The following is a 21,938-nucleotide window of genomic DNA, read 5'->3' as shown; positions in this document are numbered from 1 at the left end:
AACATGGATACACGCTATGATCATCCCAGGTTAAAACAGTTGAGATCGTATACCAATCGATTTCCTGTCCAATTGCTCTCGCTTATTTTTTTATTCAATATTGTTTTATCTACTGCCTTTGCCCAATCTGTTAAAGTAGGTGGTACGGTAAAAGATGACCAGGGTGGCGTTTTGCCTGGTGTTAGTGTTAAGCTAAAAGGCGGTACTGCGGCAGTAATGACCGATGGCAGTGGTAAATTTTCCATCAGTGTGCCCTCTGCCCAAAGTGTACTCGTATTTACTTTCATTGGTTATGATACTAAAGAAGTTATCGCAGGAACTGCAACAAACCTGAATATCGTATTAAAAGAATCGGATAATAGCCTGAATGATGTGGTTGTTGTAGGGTACGGTGTTCAGAAAAAAGTGAACGTAATCGGTTCTGTGGCCACGATAGATGCCAAATCACTTGAAAACAGGCCAGTAACCAATCTTTCTTCATCATTGGGCGGATTAAGCTCTGGTGTATTTGTTAGGCAATCTTCCGGTAAACCGGGAGCAGATGGAGCAACCATCCGTATCCGCGGTACAGGAACTTTAAATAGTAACAATGCACTGGTTGTGGTAGATGGTATAGTAGGCAGCATGGATGCGGTAAATCCAAACGATGTAGAAACAGTATCGGTATTAAAAGACGCTGCAGCGGCTTCCATTTATGGCTCTTTGGCAGCGAATGGTGTAATTTTAATTACCACCAAAAAAGGCAATAAAGGTAAAACCAATGTAACTTACAGCGGCCTTACTTCAATTGCCAAGCCGGCTAATTTGCCCACATTTGTAAGTGATTATGTAACCCACATGAATTTGGTAAATGAAGGTTATCGGAACCTGGGGCAAAATCCAATTTATACGGATGCAACCATTGCCCTTTGGAATGCTGCAAATGCCAATCCAGACGGCTTAACGCCACAAGGAATTCCAAACTATATTGCTTATCCGAATACCGATTGGGGAAAGGCTATTTTTGAGAATAACCTGCTTCAGCAACATAATCTTTCTTTAAACGGTGGATCTGAAAATACCCAATATCTTTTATCGGCATTTTACCTGAACAACCCTGGTACAATGGCCAACACCGGATCAGATAAGTATAATTTGAGGCTAAACTTACAATCTAAGGTGACTAAGTTCTTAACTGTAGGAACACAGACTTTTGCGTCTTACCAAACCTTTGGTTTAGCCAGTACCGAGAATGCCTTTAACTTTTTGCGTCAAACTACACCAGGAGTATATCCGGTATACCAGGGTAAATATGGTTTTCCTGCAGCAGCAGAAGAGTCTTCTACAGCTAATAACATTACACAATATCTGTATAGTACCGGTGGAGATGATATTGAAACGCGTTTAAATTCAACCGTTTTTGCTAAGGTAGACATTTTGAAAGGGCTTAATTTCGAAACCCGGTTCAACTATCAATCCCGTCAGGAGGAGTTTAACAACCACTCTAATACCTATGAGCGCTGGAACTTTGCCTCCAATACGTTAAAAAGCCCTGCAACTACACCAGATCAGTTGAGTACAAATTATGGTTTTAATAAAAATTATTCTTATACCATAGACAATATTCTAAATTATACCACCACCCTGGCTAAAGTACATGATATTGGCGTGTTGGCTGGTTACAATCAGAATTACTACAACTACTATAATTTTGGAGCCAGTAAGAGAGGATTAATAGATGAAGCCTTTACTACTTTGAACTCTGCAACATTATTAACATCGGCTTCAGGCAATGAATATGATTATGCCATTCGTTCTTATTTTGGCAGACTGAATTATGCCTTTAAAAGCCGCTATTTGTTAGAAGGGGTATTCAGGTATGATGGTTCATCTAAATTCGCACCAGAAACACGTTGGGGGTTTTTTCCGGCATTTTCAGCCGGATGGCGCATTTCTGAAGAGCCTTTCATGAAAAATATCAACAATTATGTGGGCAACCTAAAACTCCGTGCATCATGGGGTAAAACGGGTAATAATGTGATGAGTGCTGACGATGCTTCAAGGGTTTATGATTACCAGGCACTTTACAGCGGAACAAACTATTCTTACAACGGAATTCAATCCTCAGGATTAATTATTGGTAGATTTGGTAACAACAGTTTACTATGGGAATCTACCACTACTACCAATCTGGGTTTAGACGGAAACCTGTTCAAGGGCGCCCTAACTTTCGAAATTGATCTTTACCGGAAATATACGGATGGCATTTTGTTTACTCCAACCATTCCGCTTACAACAGGAACAGCCGCTGCTGCTACACAGAATATTGCCGAAGTATCGAATAAAGGTATAGAGTTTACCTTGGGTTATAATGGAAGAGCTGGAGATTTCAAATATGGTGTATCTGGAAACTTTGCCTATAATTTTAATCGTGTTAAAAAATATAAAGGGGAGTTGCAACAAGGTTATACCACAGATGCTTTGGGTAACAGGGTTTACACAACCAATTTAGGTTTGGTTTCCAGCGGAGCTGCGAATCGAATATTAGAAGGGCACGAAATAAATGAACACTACCTGCAAACCGTATACAAGGGTGATGGCAGCTACTTTACTGACGGAAAAGTGAATGTAAATGGTGGTCCTAAAGATGGGATGATCCGTACACCACAAGATATGGATTGGTTAAATGCTATGGTAGCTGCCGGATATTCGTTTCAACCAACTGCAGGTGTGAGTAAAACCAAAACTTATTATGGCGATTTGATCTATGCAGACAACAATGGCGATGGGCTTTACGGCAATGCTTCTGATGCGCAGTTTATGAACAAATCAACTACACCTAGATACAATTTTGGTTTAAACTTAAACTTCTCTTATAAGAATATTGATTTGTCTATGTTATGGTCGGGTAGTGCAGGCATGTGGTATTATTGGAATTCAACCGGTTACAACAACTCTATTGTATCTTTGGGTAATGCAGTAAGCACCCTAATTGCGAACGATCACTATTACTATAATGATGCCAATCCAAATGATCCTGCCAATAACATTACTGCACATTATCCACGTTTAAAAAATACTACAGATGCACAAAATGCATCGGTTGCCAGCGATTTTTATCTGTATAATGCTTCATATCTGAAATTGAAAAACCTACAGATAGGATATACTTTACCTGAAAGAATTTCGAAGAAAGCTGCCATTAGCAGAGCAAGACTTTATTTATCCGGAGAAAATCTGTTTACCATCACCCAATACCCTGGCCTTGATCCGGAAATCGGTGCAAATGTTGGCTATCCAACACTCCGTCAATACTCTTTAGGATTGAATGTTACTTTTTAACGATTTAGAAGGAAGAAAATGAAAAAATATATATTTACTGCTATCACAGCAGTTGCATTATTAGCAGGTTGTAAAAAAGATTTGCTGGAAACAGCTCCATATTCTCAGGTGGGTTCAGAAGCGATGTGGACTACAGATAATCTCACCGATTTAGGGATGACCGGTGTTTATGCCCAATTGAGATATGGGAATGCATCAGGTGGTGCTTCTGGATTAGAACTCTATCAAATGGATTGTTTAGGTTTTACAGGTCAAACAACAGGAGTGGAGGCCTTATTGTCTGGAACAATTACCCCATCCAACGGTTATTTCAGTTCACACTGGCAAAATCTTTTTGAAGGAATTCAGAGAGCAAACGGTGCAATAGTCAATATTCCTTTAAAGTCGCCCTCATCTGCGGAGAAAAAGGCGAGATACATTGCAGAAGCCAAATTTTTAAGGGCTTACTTTTACCTGCGTTTAAATCAGCTTTACAAAGGCGTTCCCATTTATCTGGAGCCATTTACGGCAGAAGAAGCAACTAAGCCACGCGCTACAGAAGCAGAAGTTTGGGCACAGGTTATTGCCGATTTAACCGCAGTAATTGCCGAACCTAATCTGCCAGACAGATACGCTGCCGGAAATGCATCTTATGGTCACGTTACCAAAGGTGCTGCTTACGCACTTCGTGGTAAAGCTTTTATGTATACAGAGAAGTGGGATTTAGCTGCGGCTGATTTTCAAAAAGTGAAAGACGCTGGTTATGGCTTGTTTGCCAATTATAATACACTTTTTAAAACAGCCAACGAGCAAAGCAATGAGATGATCTTTTCTATTCAGCACATTGGTGTTACAGGTTATGGCTCTACCACACAGTTCTATTGTGGAACGCGTTCGTCTTTTGGTTCTTGCTGGAATACTTATCATGTATCGCCAAATCTGGTAGATTTATATGAAAATGCCGATGGTTCAAAGTTTAACTGGGATGCAGTACTTCCCGGATATTCATCTTTAACCGTAGCAGAAAGAGAAGTTTATTTTCTGCGGAATAACTTAACAGCTACGGAAATTGCAGCAGCAACTACCAGGGGCGCTAAAATGAGCCTGTATTTACCAACGGGCAATGAAGCCAGAATTTTACAGGCCTATGCAAACCGTGATCCACGTTTAGCGGCTAACGTAATTACGCCATATTCTACTTATGTGGGTGTTTTTGCAGGTGCAAATGCTGTGGTAACTTCCAGATGGCCTTATCGTGCGGAAGCTGCTACTAATGGCGATTTGCGTACCGATACCCAAAGTTTCTTTTATTACCTCTACAGAAAATATGTTTACGAGGGCGTGTCTGAAACACCGGGAAGAGATTACGGACCTACAGATTTTGCCCTTATCCGATATGCAGATGTGCTATTAATGTGGGCTGAGGCATTGAATGAGCAAGGCTTAACGGCCGAAGCCATGGCTAAGGTAAACGAAGTGCGTGCAAGGGCAGGAGTGGCTTTATTGCAGAATATTAATGCTGCATTACCAACTTATGTTACCGGGCAGGCAGATTTAAGAGAGCGTATCCGCAACGAGCGCAGGGTTGAATTCCCGAACGAGGGTATTAATTTCTTCGATGAAATGAGGTGGAAAAGCTGGAAAGATAAAGTTTTTGCCCCGGGCAATGGTGTAAAACAGATTTGGGGCAGGGTTACCAGCGCCTACTCTTTCAAAGGAGATTATATCTATACCTGGGCAGTACCAGCGGTAGAAATAGAAAGAAATCCTAATATCAAGCAAAATGCTGGCTGGATAAATTAGGTATGGTTAGTTAGTTAAGAAGAAGGCTGCCCAGGTAAATCCGGGCAGCCTTTATTGTTAATTTTTGGGGTTTAATAATTCTCGTAAGTTCCCTTAGCGCATTCGGTCTTTACTCCTAACTCCTTGCTCCTTAATCTTTGTTCCTTGCGCTTGCTCCTTTCCCTAGCTAATTGCCCTGTCTAAATGCACATAGCCGCCATCTACATGAATCAACTGACCTGTAGTGTGGCTGGAGCGGTCTGACAACAGAAAAGCAACCATATCAGCAATTTCTTCTGTTTTGGTCATTCTGTTTTCTAAAGGAATCTTGTTTGTAATGCTTTTAAGTTTTTCTTCTGGCTGATCGAAGGTACTGATCCAGGTTTGGTATAATGGTGTCCAGGCCTCTGCTACAATAACAGCATTTACCCTGATTCCGAAAGGTAAAAGTTCTACAGCCCACTCACGGGTTAAGGCATTACGGCCTCCATTTGCAGCGGCATAACCTGAAGTTCCACCTTGACCGGTTTCGGCCGTTTTACTGCCAATATTTACAATTGAACCTTTACTCTTTTTTAAAGCTGGTAAAGCATGGTGAGCAAGCAAATAATAATGCACTACATTTTTATGAAGCGAATGCATAAAAGCTTCGTAATCACCGCTGTCTAAACCTACTCCATCGTTTACCCCAGCGTTATTGATCAGCCCGTCAATGGTGCTGTATCTGCTTAATGCCTCTTCAACTACCCGTTTACAATCAGCAGGATTAGTTAATTCAGCTACGATATGATCGGCTTTAAAACCCTGTTCTTTGAGTTCGTTTACTAATTTTAGATTATCCTGCTCGTTTCTTCCGATGACAATAGGAAGTGCCTCTTCTGCAGCCAATGTGCGTACAATTGCGGCACCAATACCTTTGGCAGCACCGCTCACCAGGAAAATTTTATCTTTTAAATTTAAGTTCATTTATGAATGATTAAAGTTCGAATATCTTATTCATTAAGATCCATTTCTCGCCTGGTTTAGCATTGGGGAGGGCTTTTTGATATTTCCACATCAGTTTTTCCCATTCCTGAACCTTAGGGTTTGCTGCATCTGCCTCGTTTTTAGCCTCAAAAGAAAACGAATCATTTACCTCCATAATCATAAATAATCTATCTCCTGTTCTGTAAATTTCACATACTTCAACACCAGCCTCGCTGATACTGGCCAGGATCTCCGGCCAAACTGCTGCATGGTATTTTTCATATTCTGCAATAAGTTCCGGATCAGATAGCAAATCCAGGGCAAAACAATATCTTTTCATATCATTAATAATTTATAAACTTACACCTCTTTTCCAGGGAATAAAATCATCTTGATTCAGTTGTACGGCTTTTGGTATTTCTTCGCCACTGGCTACGCTAATACAATATTCTAAAATATCTTCTCCCATCTGATTGATGCTTTTTTCTCCATTGATGATCGCACCCGTGTCAATATCGATAATATCACTCATCCGGTTAGCAAGACCAGAGTTGGTAGCCACTTTAATGGTTGGGCATACCGGATTACCTGTTGGCGTACCTAAACCTGTTGTAAACAAGATTAAGGTAGCTCCTGATGCCGCTTTACCTGTGGTGGCTTCCACATCATTTCCCGGAGTACACACTAAGCTTAAGCCCGCTTTAGTTGCAGGCTCAGTGTAATCCAATACATCCACTACCGGCGATGAACCTGCTTTACGCGCTGCTCCGGCAGATTTTATAGCATCTGTAATTAAACCGTCTTTGATATTTCCCGGTGAAGGGTTCATGTAAAAACCAGAACCTACCTGATGAGCAAGCGCATCGTATTCGGTCATTAACCTGATAAATTTCTCTGCCGTAGCCTGGTCTACAGAACGATCAATCATTTCCTGCTCTACACCACACAATTCAGGAAATTCTGCGGAAAGTACCTTAGCACCTAAACCCACCAAAAGGTCTGCACAGTATCCAACTGCAGGATTTGCAGAAATACCACTAAAACCATCACTTCCACCACATTTTACCCCAACACAGAGTTTATCTAAACCTGCAGGCAAACGTTCCTGTTCATTAATTGAGATTAATCCTTCAAAAGTATTTTTAATGGCTTGCTGAATCAACTGCTCTTCACTTTGTGATTTTTGCTGTTCAAAAATAAATAGCGGTTTATCAAATTTAGGATTTCTGTTTAAGAGATCGCGCTTAAAGTCGGCAACCTGTAAATGCTGGCAACCTAAACTTAAAAGAGTAATTCCACCTACATTGGGATGATCCGCATAGGCAGCCAAAAGTTTACTCAGCGTATCTGAATCCTGGCGGGTACCGCCGCAACCACCACTGTGGTTTAAGAATTTTATGCCATCAACATTTTTAAATACACGTTTGGCTTTTGGTGTTTTACTGGGTTCAAAAGATACTGTGCTGATGCTCTCACCACTTTCCAGTGCAGCAACTAACTTATTGGTATAGCTTTTATATTTATCATCCACGGCGTAGCCTAAACCCGAATGAAGTGATTCTTTGATGATATCTAAGTTGCGGTTTTCGCAGAACACTGTAGGAATAAATAACCAGTAGTTTGCAGTCCCCACTTTGCCATCGCTGCGGTGGTAGCCGTTAAATTTCCGGTTGCTAAACCGATCTACATTAGGCGACTCCCATTGGTAGTTGAATGGGCGATATGCAAAAGGTTCAGCGGCATGCTTGGTGTTCTCTGTACTCATGCGCTCACCGAGTTTTATTGGAAATTGCACCTTTCCAACCAGCACACCATACATCAATACCTCTTCTCCAGCGTTCATATCCTGCATAAAAAATTTATGTTTTGCAGGTATATCATCAACTAATTTATAGGTTCGGCCTAAATGCGAGATCACATCTCCTTTGGATAAATCCTGAAGGGCAACCAAAACATTGTCTGCTGCATTTATTTGAAGCACTAGATTATTCATAATATTATAAATTCATTTTAATGTTAATAGGGATAAAGGATAATTTGTCTTTTTCGAAAGCGAATTATTGTACACTAATGGGCTTCTCAACCAAAGATGGCTTCCATTTTTTCCAACCGAAGATAAATACCACTAAAAAGCAGATTAAAGGAACAATGTATCCATATTGAATGTTGCCTGTGATATCGGAAATGTAACCTAAACCAAGTGGTAGAAAAGCTCCGCCAACGATAGACATTACAATGAGAGAAGAGCCCAGTTTGGTATCTTTCCCCAGGCCTGTAATGCCCATTGAAAAAATAGTGGGGAACATAATTGACATGAAAAATGCAATGCCAATCAAGGCATAAACCGGAATCATCCCCTGGGCAAAAATGGCAACTAAATTTAAAACTACACTAATAACTGCATAGAGCATGAGTAGTTTATTGGGAGAAATAAATTGCATTAAAGCAGTTCCGGCAAAACGGCCGAGCATAAATGCTGCTCCTGCAGCACCTGCATACCAACGTGCTTCATTTGGGGTAATACTTGCAGCAACTGTGGTGAAACTGATAAAGAAACTCAATACACATACCTGAGCACCAACGTAGAAAAACTGGGCAATTATTGCCCAAACTAAATGTTTATGTTTCAATGCATGGGCAATACTGGATTTTTCTGAGTCATCCTTTTGTTCTTTAATGTCGGGTAGTTTGGTGAATATAAAAATGATCGTTACCAGTGTAATGATAATGGCCAAAGTGAGATAAGGGCCTTTAACACTGCTGGCTTCTGCAGCAATGTAGGCTTCTTTCGCAGCAGGCAGCATCTTGTTTAACTGCTCATCGGTATAATTCGTTTCAGAAAATATGATAGAACCTCCAATTACAGGTGCCAGGAAAGCCGCAAGTCCGTTAAACGATTGTGATAAATTTAACCTTTGTGTAGCAGTAGCAGGGTCGCCTAAAACTGTAACATAAGGATTCGCCGCGGTTTCTAAGAAGGCTAGCCCACAGGCGATTACAAATAATGCCCCTAAAAAGAATATATATTGATGGTTATCTGCTGCCGGAACGAACAGAAAAGAACCGATAGCGAATAAAGCCAGCCCCAGGATGATGCCACTTTTATACCCGAACCTCCGCATAAAATATCCTGCAGGTAATGCCATAATGAAATAAGCAATGAACACAGAGAAATCTACAAAAGCAGTTTCCAAATCAGTCAATTGAAAGGCTTTTTTGAGGTGTGGAATCAGTACAGGATCTAAATTGTGGATAAAGCCCCAGAAGAAAAATAAACTGGTAACTAGGATCAAAGGAAACAGATAAGCACCCGCCCGCTTTGGGGTAGCTGTAGTTTCAAATGCTGTTGAAGAGGTTTGGCTCATAAGGTTTTATACTATCTTATAATTATGCTTAATACTTGGTTAATTCTGTTTGATTACGAATAAGCAAATTAGATTTAAAAGATTGATTAAAAGTTAATCGAATTGCCAATTTATTAAGCAATTTTGTGTTTGATTTTTGTTTTAATGTATTTTGATGCATATTAGATTAAATTTTAACCAGATATAAGGAATTAAATGAAACCACACCTGCTAAATGTTTCAACCAATTCAATCCATTCTTTTAGTGCCCGAAGGGATTTGATGCCAGATGTAAACAATCGCTGGCACTATCATTCTGCCTTAGAATTAATCTATTTTAAAAAGGGTAGAGGAACTCAGTTCATTGGTGATAGTATTAAGAATTTTAATGATGGAGATGTTGTGCTTGTAGGGAGTAACCTACCCCATTATTGGCGCTTTGATCATGAATATTTTGAGGAAGGCGAGCACGAGCATGCTGATGTTTTTGTGGTTCACTTTAAAGAAGATTTCTGGGGCAGTACTTTTTTGAATCTTCCGGAAAACCAGGAGATCAAACGGGTTATAGAACAGTCTAAACAAGGTATACAGGTTTTGGGCCCAACCCGGGATGCACTGGCGCATTTGTTACCCAAAATTATTGATGCAACGGGTTCTACCCGGATTGTATATTTAATGGAGGCATTAAGTGAAATTGCACGATGTAAACAGGGTAAAACCTTAGTTTCCCTGGGTTTTCAGCCTAATTTTCAGGAAACAGAAAAGGACAGAATTCAGGCCATATATAATTATACCATTACCAACTACCGCAAGAAGATCGACCTGAAGGAAATCGCCGATGTGGCTAAAATCAGTCCGAATTCTTTTTGTAAATTTTTTAAAGCCAAGAGCCGTAAAACCTATACCCAATTTTTAACGGAAATCAGGGTTGGACAGGCCTGTAAGCTGCTTATAGAAGATAAACTTAGTGTGAAGGAAATCTGTTTTGAATGTGGTTTCTATAATTTTACCAGCTTCCACAAAAGCTTTAAGCAGATAACGGGTAAAAGTCCTTTGCGTTATCAACAGGCTTTTACTTAAAGGCTGTACTATTTTCAATTATAATCTGATAATAAGCATAGTATAAATATATTTGTGAATCAGGTTTATCCAATGGGATAAATCATCAATTGTTAATCAAATTTTAACCAATGAATAAATTCGAAAGCCGTTACGCGCAAAGCCCAAAAGAAGTAAAAACAATGGATACCGCTGCATTGCGGGAAAATTTCTTAATCGAAAATGTATTTGAACCCAACCAAGTGAACCTTACCTTATCTCACTTTGACAGATACATCGTAGGAGGAGCAATGCCTGTTGACCAAAAGATTTCACTTCCAAATCCGGATGATTTAAAAGCCAGCTACTTTTTGGAAAGAAGAGAGCTTGGAATTATCAATGTTGGCGGGGCAGCAATTGTTACGGCAGACGGTGAACGTTTTGAATTGGCTTACAAAGAAGCATTATATATTGGTCAGGGAACTAAAGAAGTTACCTTTGAATCTGCGGATGCTGGTCAGCCAACCAAACTTTACATCAACTCAGCACCCGCACATCATCAATATCCAACCAAAAAGGTAAGCAAAGCAGAGGCAGAGGTAGTAGAACTGGGAACACCGGAAACAGCTAATCACCGGATTATTAATAAGCTTCTGGTAAACAGTGTGTTGCCTACCTGTCAATTACAGATGGGGATGACCGAATTGAAATCTGGAAGTGTATGGAACACTATGCCTGCACATACGCACGATAGGAGAATGGAAGCATATTTTTACTTTGAAGTTCCTCAAGGCCAAAGCGTATGCCATTTTATGGGGCAACCTCAGGAAACACGTCACATCTGGATGCAAAATGATCAGGCAGTGATCTCACCTAACTGGTCTATCCACTCTGGAGCCGGAACAAGCAACTATACTTTTATATGGGGTATGGCAGGCGAGAATTTAGACTATGGTGATATGGACCATTGCGCAATTACAGACTTAAAATAATGATTTAAGTGAGAGAAAAGCAATGAAGAAATCCATCAAGTATATTCTTGCAGTACTATTTTTTTACAGTACTGTTTCTGCTCAGCAGAAATCCACTATTGTGATAACCAATACGGCCAATCAGGATAGAAACGCAGCTGTAGTAAGCGTAAACTGGGCTACTATCTTAAAATCCAATTCTAAAATTGATACCGCGAACTTTAAGGTAATCAATGCTGCTACACAAGAAGAAGTTCCTTTCCAATTGGAGCACAAGGGGCAACCAGCGATACAGAATTTATTACTTCAGGTATCTGTAAAGGCAAAAGGAAAAACTGAATTGGCGATTGTAGCCGGGAAAGCATCACCTGTAAAGGCTAAAACTTACGCACGTTATATACCCGAGCGTAAAGATGACTTTGCCTGGGAAAACGATAAAGTAGCTTTCAGGATGTATGGAAAAGCTTTAGAGAAAACATCCGAAGATGCTTATGGTATTGATTTTTGGACCAAGAGTACCGCAAATCTGGTGATCAACGATCGCTATAAAAAAAATGATTACCACAAAGATCATGGTGACGGACTAGATTACTACAGTGTAGGCTTTACCCTGGGTGCTGGTGGAATGGCCCCTTACATTAACGATACGGTAAGGTATTCAGGAAACTACCGTTCATCTAAAGTGTTGGATAATGGCCCTTTGCGCTCAACTTTTCAACTTACTTATGATGAGTGGAATGCAGCTGGGATAAAGGTAAATGTAATCAAAACAATTTCTATTGATGCGGGCTCACAGCTTAACAGAATTGAACACTTATATACTTTTACAGGTTCAGGAAGTCTTCCGGTAGCCATAGGTTTATCAACCCGAAACGAAGCATCTAAAAAGCTCTTGCTGGATAAGACAGGTGTATTGGGCTATTGGGAACCTGTTCATGGCAATGATGGTATTACCGGAGTAGGTGCAGTAACTTTAAGCCCGCTGCAAAATACTGCAGACGCACCTAAGCAGGCGCTTGGAATTACTACCGTTAAAAATAACGTTCCTTATGTTTACTATGCAGGAGCAGCTTGGAACAAGGCAGGGGAAATTACTTCTGAAACCGCCTGGTTCGATTACCTCAAAAACTATCAGCAACAATTAAAATCACCATTAAAAGTGGTGGTTAAATAATATAAACCAACAGATACAAACAAAAAATGTCATCAAATATATTTGATTTAACAGGTAAACTTGCCCTGGTTACCGGAAGTAAAAGGGGAATTGGTAAAGCCATGGCTTTGGCACTTGCAGAAGCTGGTGCAGACATCATTGGTGTTTCTGCCAATCTAGAACTCAATGGCAGTGAAATTGAAAAAGCTGTTGTTGCTTTGGGTAGAAAATTCTACGCTTATCAATGCGATTTTAGTAACCGTGAGGCCACTTTAGCCTTTGCTAAAAAGGTAAAGGAAGAGCATCCTGTTATTGATATTCTGGTTAATAATGCCGGAACCATTTTGCGTAAGCCCATTGCAGAGCACCCTGATGAATATTGGGATGAAGTAATTGCGGTAAACCAATCTGCCCCATTTATTTTAACCAGGGAAATTGGCAGGGATATGATTGCCAGAGGAAGTGGTAAAATTATCTTTACGGCATCTCTTTTATCTTTCCAGGGCGGAATAACTGTTCCGGGATATGCAGCAAGTAAAGGTGCCATTTCTTCGTTAACCAAAGCATTTGCCAATGAATGGGCTTCAAAAGGGGTAAACGTAAATGCAATTGCTCCAGGATATATTGCTACAGATAATACTTCGGCCTTGCGTGAAGATCAGGACAGAAGCACTTCCATTTTGGCCAGAATTCCTGCAGGCAGATGGGGTACTCCGGAAGATTTTAAAGGGCCAACTTTATTCTTAGCTTCTCAGGCCAGCGATTATGTACATGGCACAATATTAACAGTAGATGGTGGTTGGATGGGTAGATAGTACCTTTGGTACACCATCTAATTAAATATAAATGGCCGCTTTCAGTTTGTTGAAGCGACCATTTTACATTTAAAATAATTTGTAGATTTCTCTGATGTTTTCCAGAATTGCATCGAAATCAATTTTCAAATCGATAAGTTTTCCGGTATGGATATCAAATACCCAGCCCTGAACGGTGAGTCCGCGAGAAAGAATAGCTTCCTGAACAGCAGCAGTTTTAATTAAATTAACACACTGCTCCTGAACATTTAACTCCACTAATCTGTTGTAGCGGGCGTCTTCATTTTCAATCGCATTGAGTTCGTCTTTATGTAATCTGTATACATCACGGATGTTTCTAAGCCAGGGATTTAAAATGCCCATATCTGCAGGTTGCATAGCTGCTTTCACGCCGCCGCAGTTATAGTGGCCACAAACCACAATATGATTCACTTTTAAATGGCGTACAGCGTAATTTAATACCGTCATCACGCTTAAATCTACATTGTTTACCAGATTGGCAATATTTCGGTGAACGAAGGCCTGCCCAGGTTGAATACCCATTAAATCTTCTGCAGTAACACGGCTATCTGAACATCCAATGTATAGAAATTCGGGGCTTTGACCCTTAGATAACTCGGTAAAATAATTAGGATCAATGGCCAATTTATCGGCTATCCATTTTTCATTATTTTTAAATACTTGTTCTACGTTCATGGTTTTGTTTTTTATAAATTAAACTAGATTATGGCAAATATGTTTGTTGAAGATTAAAATAAGATAAGTGTCTTTCGTTTATTACTATTTCTTTAATATTTATTTAAAACTGTCAATAAGTGTATCGATGCTATTAGAGCCAGATGGCTTACTAATTGCACCTTTGAGTATGAGTTGTTTTAATGTTCTGTTAAAACTTCGAACCGGAATACCCAGGTAAGCTGCCATATCATCTTTAGAAATGGCAACCTGCTCGTCGGTTTGTAATCGCAATAATTTTAATAAGCCATATTCAAGCGTATAAAGTTGCTGGAAGGAAGCCCTGCTACTGGTTTGGATTACCCGGGTTGCAAGTTCATGTAAAAGGATCCGGTTTAATGTCGCATTTTTATCGAGCATTTCCAGGAAGAAATGTTCTGGAATGGTGTAGGCTTTAACTTCACTAATTGCCTCTACATTACAAAGACAATCAATCTTTTTTATGGCCTCCAGTTCGCCTGCTATTTCCCCTTGCCCTAAAAATTCGATGATAAAATCTTTGCCGTTTTCTTCAGAAATGAAACATTTTGTGATCCCTTCTTTAATGATGTACACATTTTTGATTTTTTCTCCCTGTGCGATAAATCTGGTACCTGCAGGAAAAATTTTTAAATGAACATTTTTTCCCTGGTCTTCATTGTGGTGAAAATGCGATATAAAGTTTAGGAAATCGAGGTTGGTTCTTAACATTTTTTGTTGCCGGGTCAAATGTCCTTTATCCGGACTTTTGTTTGCACTATTTTTACAGCAATAAAAATAAGCAAATGATTGAGAATATTAGTGTAATCGCTTTTGATGCCGATGATACCCTTTGGGTAAATGAACCTTATTTTAGAGAAACAGAAGAACAATTTGCCAGTTTACTCGAAGATTTTTTACCCCGGCACAGCATCGTGGCAGAACTCTATAAAACCGAAATTGCTAATCTTCCGCTGTATGGTTATGGTATTAAGGGTTTCATGCTCAGTATGATCGAAACAGTACTCCGGATAACCGAAGGAAAGGTAGATGCCGATATCATCAATAAGGTTATTAATCTTGGTCAGGAAATGTTGAATAAACCTATCGAGTTGTTGGATGGTGTAGAAGATGTTTTAAAAGCTTTACATGGTAAATACCGATTGGTAGTAGCCACCAAAGGCGATCTGCTGGATCAGGAGCGTAAGCTTAAAAAATCGGGTTTGGATCATTATTTTCATCACATAGAAATTATGAGCGACAAGCAGGAGAAGGACTACCAAAAGCTTTTAAAGCACCTGGACTGCAGGCCGGATGAGTTTTTAATGCTGGGCAATTCCTTAAAATCAGATGTACTCCCGGTATTGAATATTGGAGCGCACGCTGTTCATATCCCTTACCACACCACCTGGATTCACGAGCATATAGACCACACCATTGAGCACGCCAATTTTTATGAGGTGAAAAGCCTTGGAGAAGTATTGCCACAACTTATAGTATGAAACGAAAAATAGATATAAACAACTGGGTCAGAAAAGACCATTTTAATTTTTTTAACACTTTTGAAGAGCCTTTTTTCGGAATTACCATTGATGTTGATTGCACAGCTACTTACCGGGAAGCCAAAGCAGCTGGTGTTTCTTTCTTTTTATTGTATTTGCACAAATCATTAGCAGCAGCAAATCAAATCGAAAATTTCAGGTATCGTATTATTGATGGTGATGTTTGGCAGTATGAAGTGATAAATGCAGCTACAACCGTTAACCGGCCAGATGGTACTTTTGGATTTGGATACCTGGATTTTGTAGCTGATTTCTGTCAATTTCAGCAAAACGCAAAAAAAGAAATAGAAAAAGTACAGCAGTCGAGCGGACTTATTCCTTCAGGTGCAGGAGATAATGTTATCCATTTTTCAGCTTTGCCCTGGTTAAATTTTAAGTCTTTATCGCACGCCAGAAAATTTGGCATTCATGACAGTTGCCCAAAAATTTCATTCGGACAGGTAAGGGAAGAGGGAGGACGAAAAATAATGGCCATATCCGTTCATGTTAATCATGCGCTTGCAGATGGATATCATGTTTCGCAGTTTGTAGAAACTTACCAGAATTTGTTAAATAATGGTGTGGTAGAAAACCTTCCAATAATTTAATATAGCCTTAATAAGCAGCATTTATATTCGGTAATGTTTATTTCTGTAGTAATCATTCCGATATACCTTTTAGCCATTGTAGCCATGTTTTATATGGATTCTTTTTCCAAGGCGCTACTATTTTTAGGATATTTGCTAAGTGCCACATTTGTGCTCTTTTTATTTATCAGTTATCCCTTTCCCTCAGCGGTTTCCATCTGCTGTTTTATGGGGATGTTTGCCGTTAAATTGAAAGTTTAAGAGCTGATGAAAGAATAATAAGCGTTTTTATATTTTGGCAATTTTACCTGCGTTTTCAGCCTTTTAATCATTTGTAGTGGCCCCTGGTCTGCAAACAGATTGACCAGCCAGCTGGGGATGTTTCCTCCTGGATTAACATGCAGCGTGTATTCTATTTTGCAACGATTTTGTCCCTGAGCTGCTAAAAGCCATTTACCAACAGACTCGCTTATCCTGACGATACCTTTTTTTTCTGGTATGAAATCTTTAACAGCCGGGCCATAAATAGTAACTATCTTATTGTTTGGATTTTGAGAAACGGTTAAATGGGCAATAAAATCGCGGTTTTGCAGTGGCCAGGGGAGTTTAACCTCTGAGTAATAGTAAAGTTCAGTTGGAGAAACCAGCTTAAGTAAAACAGAAGATTTTGTTTCATATACCCATTCAGCACCTGCATTTACATCCAGTATCAGTGCCGTTAACTGGTGGAGATTGGCATTTACTTCACAAATAACTTTTACAGCCTTGATTTTTGATTCGGGCAGAATACTGGTATATACTTTGATTCCATCCTTTTCAGTACTAAATTTCCAATTGATTTGTCCAAATGAAAACAAATAAATTAACTGAAACAAGCTGATTATAATGATACGCTTAAACATTATTTTTAAATCCGTTTTCAAAATTAAGCTTCTTTTGTGGTTTTAAAGACGTACAGAAAGGCAATTTTTCTTTTTGACTTACAAATGTCTGTGATTCTATTTTTACTTTAATTTGGTATAAAGGAACTAATTGTTATTTTTGCGACTGCTAAGATCAGCGACCTGGATAAGAATTGCTAATTTTATCAAAATAACATGGGGGTTTAGCTCATTTGGCTATAGCGTCCCGATCCAGCATCGGGAAGGTGACAGTGTAAAGAGTTGTACTTCTGAAATATAAACATGGGGGTTTAGCTCATTTGGCTAGAGCGTCCCGATCCAGCATCGGGAAGGTGACAGTGTAAAGAGTTGTACTTCTGAAATATAAACATGGGGGTTTAGCTCATTTGGCTATAGCGTCCCGATCCAGTATCGGGAAGGTGACAGTTTAAAGAGTTGTGCTTCTGAAATATAAACATGGGGGTTTAGCTCATTTGGCTAGAGCGCTTGCCTGGCAGGCAAGAGGTGACCGGTTCGAATCCGGTAATCTCCACATCGGCCCCATCAGCATTAACTGATGGGGCTTTTTAATTTTTAATCACCTTAATTAATTATGGAAAACGAAAAGAAAGAAATATTTGAAAGTGTTGCACAACGTTTAAAAAGTGAAGGATTCAATGTTGTAAATCGTGATGAAACCCGTCCTTGGGGTGGCTTTTTTGTTATCGACGAGGCTCAGGCACAGCAATTTGCTGACACTTATTTCGACGGTTTGGACGTTAACAGCCTGAAAATTGGCGGTAAATTAAGTCCGAAAATCTTAATCGTTGCCCCAAACACCCGTCTTTCATGGCAATATCACCACCGCAGAGCCGAGATCTGGCAAGTAGTTACCGGTACTGTTGGGATTAAAACAAGTGAAACTGATGAAGAAGGAGAAGTAAAACATTACGGACCAAAAGATCAGATTAAATTGCAACAAGGTGAACGTCACCGTTTAATCGGATTAGATGATTGGGGTGTAGTGGCAGAGATTTGGCAACATACAGATGCTTCAAATCCATCAGATGAGAGCGATATTGTAAGGGTACAAGACGATTTCGGAAGATAGTTTTCTCGCATATTTAAAATAAAAAAAATGAAGCTGTTCCCTGGAGAATAGCTTCATTTGTATAACATTTAAGGCGTTTGCAACCAGAGCATGCCCTTTTAACATAGAATTCTTACAAACCAAATGCTTTAAAATATCGTTTATAAAGCATACAATTTCTACATGGCAATTTTAATCTTTTTTCTATCCCATTGGTTTTTATCACTATTTAGTCAAACCTTTTTCCTCCATCGTTACTCTTCACACAAAATGTTTAAGATGGAACTTTTCTGGGAAAGATTTTTCTATCTGGTGTTACTGATTTCTCAGGGTTCTTCTTTTTTAAATCCCAGGGCCTATGCTATCTTACACCGGATGCACCATGCTTACAGTGATACTGAAAAAGATCCCCATTCTCCGCACTTCTTTAAAGATGTATTTGGAATGATGATTGCCACTAAGAATATGTATATGAATTACCTGCACTTTAAAATCGAACCCGAGCCTGCTTTTAGAGGTAATTATCCGGAATGGCCTTTGGTTGACCGGATTGGTGACTCCTGGGTGTGGAGAATTGCTTGTGGATTGTTTTATATTGGGTTTTATATCGTTTTTGCAGAATACTGGTGGATGTATTTATTATTGCCGATCCATTTCTTAATGGGACCCCTTCACGGAGCAATTGTGAATTGGTGTGGGCATAAATATGGTTATTCGAATCATGATAATGACGACCACAGTAAAAACTCACTTCCATGGGATTTCTTATTGATGGGTGAACTTTTTCAAAATAATCACCATAAAAAACCAAATAGTCCGAATTTTGCAACGAAATGGTGGGAGTTTGATCCAACTTATCCAATGATGAAGGTGTTACACTGGATGCGGATAATCAAGATCAGAAAAGTTTAGTTACCGATTTGTTTAAAGAACTGGTTTATAAGAGGCTGAATTTCCTATTTAATGGAAATTCAGCCTTTTTTGCTTAGTTAATTTCTATAACATTTAAGAGGCTAAGCACCATCAGGCTTACAACGAATACTTAACTCAGATTTATACTGCTTTTTTTACCGACAAAAGGCTTAAGTTTGCCGAACTAATCGACTAGTCTACCCAAAAACTGTTTTGATAATTTGTAACAAAATGCAATTTGCGCAGACTAATTACTAAAGACTAACATTAAACATGAAAAAACTTCTACTTTTCGCCATCACCCTTGGAACATACTTTTCTGCCCAGGCCCAGTTTGGGGCTCCCGGCTTTGGAGGTGGCGCAAAAAAATCAACAGTAACCGGCCGTATTACGGCAACAATCCTCGATTCTTTAACTAAAAAGCCAATTGATTATGCTACAGTATCATTGGTTACTGCAAAAGATAATAAATCAGTTAACGGCGGAGTAACAGATGAGAAAGGTAAATTATCACTACAGAACGTTTCGCCTGATACTTATAAACTTAAAATAGGTTTTATGGGGTATAAAACCAAATCTGTTGATGTTGCTACCACTCCTTCAAAACCCGATCAGAATATCGGTGTGATTTATATCTCACCTACGGCAAATGCTTTGGCAGATGTAGAGGTAACTGGTACGAAAGCGGTTATCGAAAATAAAATAGACAGAATGGTTTACAATGCAGAAGCTGATGGTACAAATGCCGGAGGAGATGCTACTGATGTAATGCGTAAAGTTCCTATGCTTTCTGTAGATATGGACGGAAACGTGCAGCTTAGAGGTGGTGCAGTTCGGGTGTTAATCAATGGGAAACCATCTGGTACCATGGCCAGCAGTGTTTCTGATGCACTTAAAATGATCCCTGCTGAGCAGATTAAAAGTGTAGAGGTTATTACCAGCCCTTCAGCTAAATACGATGCAGAAGGCTCTGGAGGTATTATTAACATCATCACTAAAAAATCAGATGCCCAGGGCGTTAGCGGTACAGTAAACGCATCCGTAGGTACGCGCCAAAATAACGGGGCCTTTAACCTGACAGCAAAAACTGGTCGTTTAAGTGTGAATACCAGTTTAGGAACAAACCTCGCTTATGCGCAGAAATCGAGGGTGTTGTTTGCAAATGAGACCAGGTATAATAATGGAGTAATAAATACCACCTCTCAGGATGGGTATTCTAAGTGGAGCCGCCAGGGATATAATGGAAGCTTTGGTTTAGATTATGATTTTAATGCTTATAATAATGTAAGTACAACGGTTAAATACAACGGATTTTCTAACGGCGGACCCGGAAGTGCGGATTATATCATTAATGGTGCTCCTTTCGTAAACATCAGTGATATGGATATGGGCTTTAACAATCTGGACTGGAACGTAGACTATAAACATACCACGAAGAAAGAAGGAGAAGAGTTTAGTATTTCGGGCCAGTTATCTTCTGGAAGAAACACAACAGATTTTATGAATGAGATTATTGGATCCAATTTTCCGGCGGTAAATAACAGTAACGTTGGTAAGAACAATGAATATACCGCTCAAACAGACTATACTTATCCATTTACTAAATCAACTACATTAGAAGTAGGAGCAAAGGGGATTTTTAGAAGTATTAATAGCGAGTTTGACAGCTCTTCGCAAGATTTTGAATACAACCAGAATGTGGCTGCTGCTTACGGCGTAATTAGTTTTAACTTAAGTAAAAAGCTAAAGTTTAAAGGAGGATTAAGATCTGAGTATACGCAGATTGACTTCAATACACAAACGAACGGCTTACAGAAGAACGATTATTTTAATCTTTTCCCAAGTGCTATTATTTCTCAAACCTTAAAAGGTAACGCTACATTAAAGTTGAGTTATAACCGCAGGGTTCAGCGTCCGAGTTTAGCTTATTTGAATCCCTTCCGTAATGAAAGTGATCAATTCAATATCAGACAAGGGCAGCCTGATTTAGATCCTGAGTTAAGTGATAACTTTGAATTGGGTTATTCAACATTTATCAAAGGATCGGTAATTAATGCCTCGGTTTTCTATCGCCGTACTGGAGGTGTAATTGAGAGTTCAGTATCATCTATTGTAGAAAATGGTGTAACTAAATCATTAACTTCTTATATCAACGTAGGTACGGCCCAAACTTATGGAGCAAATATATTTGGTTCTTATAATCCCAAACCAAAATGGACTTTGATGAGTAACTTAGGCGTAAATACGTATGAAGTGAGTAATTCTGAAACTGGTGTGAGCACCGGGACGTTCCTCAACTACAATATTTTCGCCCGTTCGGCTTATGGTTTTGGAAAAGGTTACAATTTCGAACTTTTCGGAGTGGTTAATTCACCTCGTCGTACTTATCAGGGTAAAACCGATGCAATGATTTTTTATGGAGCATCATTTAAGAAAGACATCTTAAACAAAAAAGGCTCTATTGGAGTTAATGTTCTTAATCCGTTTACCCGTGATTTGCACATCAGGACCGTAAATAACTCGGTAACGCCAACAGCAACACTTTTCCAGAGTACGAATATTTATTATCCATTGCGTTCATTTGGGGTAAACTTTAGTTATTCTTTTGGTAAACTTAAGTTCACGGAAAAGAAAAAGATTAAAAATGATGACGTGAAAAAAGACGAACAACAAGGTGGCATGGGTGGAGGAATTCAGCAGTAATAAAAACCCAATCCATATATCAGGCCTTTCTATGAAAATAGAAAGGCTTTTTTATTTTTAAAGGTGTATTAAGTACACTAACACGTAACTTTTTTCATACTTAAAGTTGTGATTGCAGTTTTTTTGAGGGTTAACATGGTGTTTGGGGTGTTTTGATGCGTG

At 39.3% G+C, this 21,938-nt stretch carries 18 protein-coding genes and 1 tRNA gene; 12 read left to right on the top strand and 7 right to left on the bottom strand.

The window, feature by feature from the left end; genetic code table 11:
* The first annotated feature begins 3 nt into the window (after positions 1–3).
* Together ACQY77_RS08205 and ACQY77_RS08200 are read left to right on the top strand one after the other, a co-directional pair.
* Complete coding sequence (locus ACQY77_RS08205) at positions 4–3,321, top strand: SusC/RagA family TonB-linked outer membrane protein (RefSeq protein ID WP_421938461.1); 3,318 nt, start codon at positions 4–6, stop codon at positions 3,319–3,321.
* An 18-nt stretch (positions 3,322–3,339) separates the two neighbouring features.
* Entirely contained in the window at positions 3,340–5,103 is a 1,764-nt protein-coding gene (locus ACQY77_RS08200) for a RagB/SusD family nutrient uptake outer membrane protein (protein WP_421938462.1), read from the top strand.
* Positions 5,104–5,265: 162 nt separating this feature from the next.
* Here the strand turns inward: ACQY77_RS08200 and ACQY77_RS08195 are convergent, their stop codons facing one another.
* The 4 genes from ACQY77_RS08195 to fucP all read right to left on the bottom strand — a co-directional run bounded on the left by ACQY77_RS08195 (position 5,266) and on the right by fucP (position 9,413).
* Positions 5,266–6,048 (bottom strand): SDR family oxidoreductase, encoded by a 783-nt coding sequence (locus tag ACQY77_RS08195; RefSeq protein ID WP_421938463.1) that lies wholly within the window; start codon positions 6,046–6,048, stop codon positions 5,266–5,268.
* A gap of 10 nt (positions 6,049–6,058) precedes the next feature.
* Positions 6,059–6,388, bottom strand: a complete 330-nt coding sequence (locus ACQY77_RS08190) for an L-rhamnose mutarotase (protein WP_421938464.1) — start codon at positions 6,386–6,388, stop codon at positions 6,059–6,061.
* Positions 6,389–6,400: 12 nt separating this feature from the next.
* Positions 6,401–8,041 carry a UxaA family hydrolase gene (locus tag ACQY77_RS08185; RefSeq protein WP_421938465.1) on the bottom strand — a complete coding sequence of 547 codons (1,641 nt, stop codon included), beginning with the start codon at positions 8,039–8,041 and terminating at the stop codon, positions 6,401–6,403.
* Between the two features lie 64 nt (positions 8,042–8,105).
* On the bottom strand, positions 8,106–9,413 hold the full coding sequence (fucP, locus tag ACQY77_RS08180) for an L-fucose:H+ symporter permease (protein WP_421938466.1): 1,308 nt from the start codon (positions 9,411–9,413) through the stop codon (positions 8,106–8,108).
* 195 nt (positions 9,414–9,608) lie between these two features.
* On the opposite strand from fucP, the gene ACQY77_RS08175 reads away from it, so the two are divergent.
* The 4 genes from ACQY77_RS08175 (at position 9,609) to ACQY77_RS08160 (ending at position 13,369) form a co-directional block, all read left to right on the top strand.
* The gene (locus ACQY77_RS08175; protein ID WP_421938467.1) at positions 9,609–10,472 is read left to right on the top strand and encodes an AraC family transcriptional regulator; all 864 of its coding nucleotides are present in this window, start codon (positions 9,609–9,611) and stop codon (positions 10,470–10,472) included.
* Positions 10,473–10,582: 110 nt separating this feature from the next.
* A complete protein-coding gene (gene kduI, locus ACQY77_RS08170) occupies positions 10,583–11,422 on the top strand; it encodes a 5-dehydro-4-deoxy-D-glucuronate isomerase (protein WP_421938468.1) in 840 nt (279 codons plus the stop codon).
* 22 nt (positions 11,423–11,444) lie between these two features.
* Positions 11,445–12,575, top strand: a complete 1,131-nt coding sequence (locus ACQY77_RS08165) for a DUF4861 family protein (protein WP_421938469.1) — start codon at positions 11,445–11,447, stop codon at positions 12,573–12,575.
* 26 nt (positions 12,576–12,601) lie between these two features.
* Positions 12,602–13,369 carry an SDR family oxidoreductase gene (locus ACQY77_RS08160; RefSeq protein WP_421938470.1) on the top strand — a complete coding sequence of 256 codons (768 nt, stop codon included), beginning with the start codon at positions 12,602–12,604 and terminating at the stop codon, positions 13,367–13,369.
* Between the two features lie 69 nt (positions 13,370–13,438).
* On the opposite strand, the gene ACQY77_RS08155 is transcribed toward ACQY77_RS08160, so the two are convergent.
* Both ACQY77_RS08155 and ACQY77_RS08150 read right to left on the bottom strand, forming a co-directional pair.
* Entirely contained in the window at positions 13,439–14,065 is a 627-nt protein-coding gene (locus ACQY77_RS08155) for a carbonic anhydrase (RefSeq protein ID WP_421938471.1), read from the bottom strand.
* Positions 14,066–14,164: 99 nt separating this feature from the next.
* Positions 14,165–14,794: a Crp/Fnr family transcriptional regulator gene (locus tag ACQY77_RS08150; protein ID WP_421938472.1), complete on the bottom strand. Its 630-nt coding sequence runs from the start codon at positions 14,792–14,794 to the stop codon at positions 14,165–14,167.
* A gap of 74 nt (positions 14,795–14,868) precedes the next feature.
* Here ACQY77_RS08150 and ACQY77_RS08145 point away from each other — a divergent pair, with 74 nt between their 5' ends.
* Both ACQY77_RS08145 and ACQY77_RS08140 read left to right on the top strand, forming a co-directional pair.
* Positions 14,869–15,564: an HAD family hydrolase gene (locus tag ACQY77_RS08145; RefSeq protein ID WP_421938473.1), complete on the top strand. Its 696-nt coding sequence runs from the start codon at positions 14,869–14,871 to the stop codon at positions 15,562–15,564.
* Positions 15,561–16,211: a CatA-like O-acetyltransferase gene (locus tag ACQY77_RS08140; protein ID WP_421938474.1), complete on the top strand. Its 651-nt coding sequence runs from the start codon at positions 15,561–15,563 to the stop codon at positions 16,209–16,211. The genes ACQY77_RS08145 and ACQY77_RS08140 overlap by 4 nt, the downstream gene beginning before the upstream one ends.
* A gap of 236 nt (positions 16,212–16,447) precedes the next feature.
* Here ACQY77_RS08140 and ACQY77_RS08135 read toward each other — a convergent pair whose 3' ends face one another.
* On the bottom strand, positions 16,448–17,092 hold the full coding sequence (locus tag ACQY77_RS08135) for an START domain-containing protein (RefSeq protein WP_421938475.1): 645 nt from the start codon (positions 17,090–17,092) through the stop codon (positions 16,448–16,450).
* Positions 17,093–17,550: 458 nt separating this feature from the next.
* Here ACQY77_RS08135 and ACQY77_RS08130 point away from each other — a divergent pair.
* The 4 genes from ACQY77_RS08130 to ACQY77_RS08115 all read left to right on the top strand — a co-directional run bounded on the left by ACQY77_RS08130 (position 17,551) and on the right by ACQY77_RS08115 (position 21,776).
* Positions 17,551–17,624, top strand: a tRNA-Ala gene (locus tag ACQY77_RS08130).
* A 60-nt stretch (positions 17,625–17,684) separates the two neighbouring features.
* Positions 17,685–18,182 (top strand): phosphoheptose isomerase, encoded by a 498-nt coding sequence (locus ACQY77_RS08125; RefSeq protein ID WP_421938476.1) that lies wholly within the window; start codon positions 17,685–17,687, stop codon positions 18,180–18,182.
* Positions 18,183–18,344: 162 nt separating this feature from the next.
* Positions 18,345–19,073 carry an acyl-CoA desaturase gene (locus ACQY77_RS08120; protein ID WP_421938477.1) on the top strand — a complete coding sequence of 243 codons (729 nt, stop codon included), beginning with the start codon at positions 18,345–18,347 and terminating at the stop codon, positions 19,071–19,073.
* A gap of 273 nt (positions 19,074–19,346) precedes the next feature.
* On the top strand, positions 19,347–21,776 hold the full coding sequence (locus tag ACQY77_RS08115) for a TonB-dependent receptor domain-containing protein (protein WP_421938478.1): 2,430 nt from the start codon (positions 19,347–19,349) through the stop codon (positions 21,774–21,776).
* The last annotated feature ends 162 nt before the right edge of the window (positions 21,777–21,938 follow it).

This window comes from Pedobacter sp. (genome assembly GCF_965279535.1).
In the GTDB taxonomy this organism is placed as follows: Bacteria; Bacteroidota; Bacteroidia; order Sphingobacteriales; family Sphingobacteriaceae; genus Pedobacter.
Note: the sequence above shows the minus strand (reverse complement) of the source record. Positions and strands in the feature narration are given on the sequence as shown.